General features: G+C 62.3%; 2 protein-coding genes. One reads left to right on the top strand and one right to left on the bottom strand.

The genetic code is table 11. The features are described 5' to 3' along the window. Nucleotides 1-647: 647 nt before the first annotated feature. A complete protein-coding gene (locus ACQI5H_RS00885; protein WP_427077656.1) occupies nt 648-2,384 on the bottom strand; it encodes an AMP-binding protein in 1,737 nt (578 codons plus the stop codon). A 175-nt stretch (nt 2,385-2,559) separates the two neighbouring features. Here ACQI5H_RS00885 and ACQI5H_RS00880 point away from each other — a divergent pair, with 175 nt between their 5' ends. Beyond that, complete coding sequence (locus ACQI5H_RS00880; protein ID WP_427077655.1) at nt 2,560-3,216, top strand: methyltransferase family protein; 657 nt, start codon at nt 2,560-2,562, stop codon at nt 3,214-3,216. Nucleotides 3,217-3,219 lie beyond the last annotated feature (3 nt).

Genomic DNA, 3,219 nt, shown 5'->3' with positions numbered 1-3,219 from the left:
CCGAATCCCCCACCCCGCATGGTTTAGTTATCAAAAGCCCTGCCCACTGCCAGCCTCTCGCGCAGACTTTTCGGCCGTCTATCGGTCCTTTTCTCTTCGAAGTAGTCCGGATACGCGACGCGATCCTCTTCACCCGAGACCATCCGCCAGCCGACTGGAACACCGGCAAATTTCCCCTAGGCCGTCTAGTCGAAATGAGTGAAGCCCGGCCCAAACCATAACGGAGGCCTACCGCGTCCGTTGGGATTTCGAGAAAGTTTCTCGCTGTAAAACACATGTAAAACAACACTTTTCGACGATCTCTTACCCACCACGCGGACTCCGGTTTGCGGCCGGACCCTGCGAGCCCAGGCTTAGTCGGCTAGCACCGGACGAAGTCGCAGATCAATGACCTGAAGCCCGGAACCCCAAGCCTGCCTAACAAATTCGCGGCTGGACGCGGTCCCGGGTCTTGCGTGAGCATCCGAACGGATGGACCGATCGTCCTGTAAAGCACATGTAAAACAACACATTTGGACGATCTCTTACCTATGTCGTGACCTTCGGTTTGCGGCCGCGGTCAGCGCACCGGTTCCTAGTGGGGCCACCGCCGAACGAAGTAGCAGATCAAATGACCCGAAGTCCGGGACCGCGGTCCCGGTGATTGCCTAAGCGTCCAAACGGGTGAACTGACCGTGTCGATACTGCTCGACACACGCCGCTCGCCTGACCTTGCCGCTTGTGGTGATGGGAATCGAACCCGGTGGCACCACAACCAGATCCGCTACGGCCAGCCCATGCGAATTGGATATGGCCGAGGTGACCTCACGCTTGACGGCGACGAGCTGGTCCGCGGCTTCCTCATCTGAGTCGCCGCGGTGCTTGACCTCGATGATGGCCACGAGCTCCTCCGTGTGATGGCGCGAAACCGCTATCGCCGCGCACCTGCCCCGCGTGATCTCCTGGATGGTCGCCTCGATGTCGTCGGGTGAGTGGTTACGCCCGTAAACGATCAAAAGATCCTTGATGCGGCCGACGATGAACAGCTCCCCGTCGGAGAAGAATCCCCGGTCTCCCGTTCTCAGCCATGGCCCTTCGGGCGTCCCCGCCGACGGAGCGACGAGCCGCCCGCCGAACGTGCGCTCAGTCTCGTCAGGCTTCTGCCAGTAGCCCATAGCGATGTTTGCACCGTGCATCCAAATTTCACCCGCCACACCCTCCGGGCACTCGACGCAGGTGTCGGGATCGACGATGCGAATCGTCGGTGACCGCGGCACCCCATAGCTGACTAGCGGTGTAGCTGTCCCGCTATCGCAACGCTCCGCATGGCCAGCGGACAGCTTCTCGGGTTCGAAGTGGACGATTTCGGGTGGCCGGGCAGGAGTGCGGGTTGCCGCATACACCGTCGCTTCGGCGAGCCCGTATGACGGCCGTATCGCGTTGTCGGGCAAGTTAAAGCGCGCGAACCGACTGGTGAAACGCCGCAGCGTGGCGGGGTGCACCCGTTCGCTACCACTGAGGATGACCAGCACCTCCCCCAGGTCCAATCCGGCCATGTCCTCGTCGGAGGTTTTTCGTGTCGCCAACTCGAAAGCGAAGTTCGGCGCGGCCGAAAATGGATGGTGGTTGTTGGCCAGCAATTGCATCCAGCGGGCCGGTCGTTGCAGGAACGCCACCGGGCTCGTCAGCACGGTGCCGACCCCCGCCAGAATCGGCGCGCATACCCCCAGGACCAAACCCATGTCGTGATACAACGGCAGCCACGACACAATACAGCCGTCTGCCGGCGGGACCCGTCCGTAATCCACAAAGAAGTCGGACATCAGCTGTTCGAAATTGGCCAGCAAGTTGTTGTGCGAGATCATGACTCCGGCCGGCTCACGGGTCGACCCTGACGTGTATTGCAGATACGCCACATCCGGATAGTTCTGGCGCCGGGCGCCCGATCCTGCCGGAGCGTCAAGATCCAGCCGGTCGACCTCAACGAGCGATGGAACGGATTCGGCGGACCGCGTCGCATAGTAGGCAACCCTGCCCGCGACAGGGGACGTGGTGAGGACGACACTCGGCGACGTGTCGCGCAGTACCGAGCTGACGCGCTCATCGCTGACGCCACCGAGCGGAACCGAAAGCGGAACCGCGAGCTGGCCCGCTTGCAATGCGCCGAGAAACGCAACGATGTAGTCGAGCCCCTGGGGTGCCAATATGACGGCGCGGTCACCCGGCGATGCGCAATCTTCGAGCGCCCGTGCAACGTTCAGTGTTCGCCGATACAGCTGCGACCAGGTCAGGCTTTCCTCCACGCCGTTCCAGTCATGGTCGTAATCGACAAACGTGAACGCCGTGTCATCGGGCTGCAGGCTGGCGCGTTCGCGCAGCACAGCCGGAACGGAAGTCCCCTCCACGGTCATCAGATTACCGTCGTCGCGGCCACCGCCGAGGTCAAAACCCGCGAAGTCGCGGTATCTCTTCACCTGTATCGAACCCCGGACCGATCGCCTATTGTACGAACACCGTGCGAAAACTGGCGCCCGCGGAAGCCCCTGACGGTCAGGAGGATGCGTGACAACCATTCCAAAAATGTTGGCATTGGGGCTTGTTGAGCCCGTAGTGTTCGGGGTGATCCTGTTCACGGCGGCGTCCACGTTCGACTATTGGCAGGCATGGGTTTTCCTGGTGGTGTTCGCCTTGTCCGGGTGGATCCCCAGCCTTTACTTGCTGCGCACGAATCCTGTTGCGCTACAACGGCGACTGCGTGGCGGACCGGCGGCGGAGACGCGAACGACGCAGAAGGTGGTCATGGCGGCCTCGTGGTCGTCGCTGGCGGCGATGCTCGCCTTGAGCGCCCTCGACCATCGCTTCGGCTGGTCGCGGGTTCCGACAGGGCTGTGCCTGGTCGGTGATGTTCTGGTGGCCGTCGGGCTGGGCGTGATGATGCTGGTGGTCGTCCAGAACAGCCATGCGGCGGCAACGATCCGGGTGGAGGCCGATCAGAAGGTGATCTCCACCGGGCTCTACGGGCTGGTGCGGCACCCCATGTACACCGGCAACGTGATCATGATGGTCGGATTCCCGCTCGCCCTCGGCTCCTATTGGGGGCTGCTGTTCGTCGTGCCGGGCCTCGGCGTGCTCGCCTGGCGCATCCGCGATGAGGAGAAGCTGCTTTCCGAAGAGTTGGACGGATACCGCGAGTACACACACAAGGTCCGCTATCGCCTGGTGCCGTGCATGTGGTAGCGG

The organism is Mycobacterium heidelbergense, from assembly GCF_050205645.1.
In the GTDB taxonomy this organism is placed as follows: Bacteria; Actinomycetota; Actinomycetes; order Mycobacteriales; family Mycobacteriaceae; genus Mycobacterium; species Mycobacterium heidelbergense_A.
Note: the sequence above shows the minus strand (reverse complement) of the source record. Positions and strands in the feature narration are given on the sequence as shown.

Coding starts and splice junctions, on each gene's coding strand:
- ACQI5H_RS00880 (WP_427077655.1), top strand. CDS start 2,560: ATGTTGGCATTGGGGCTTGTTGAGCCCGTAGTGTTCGGGGTGATCCTG.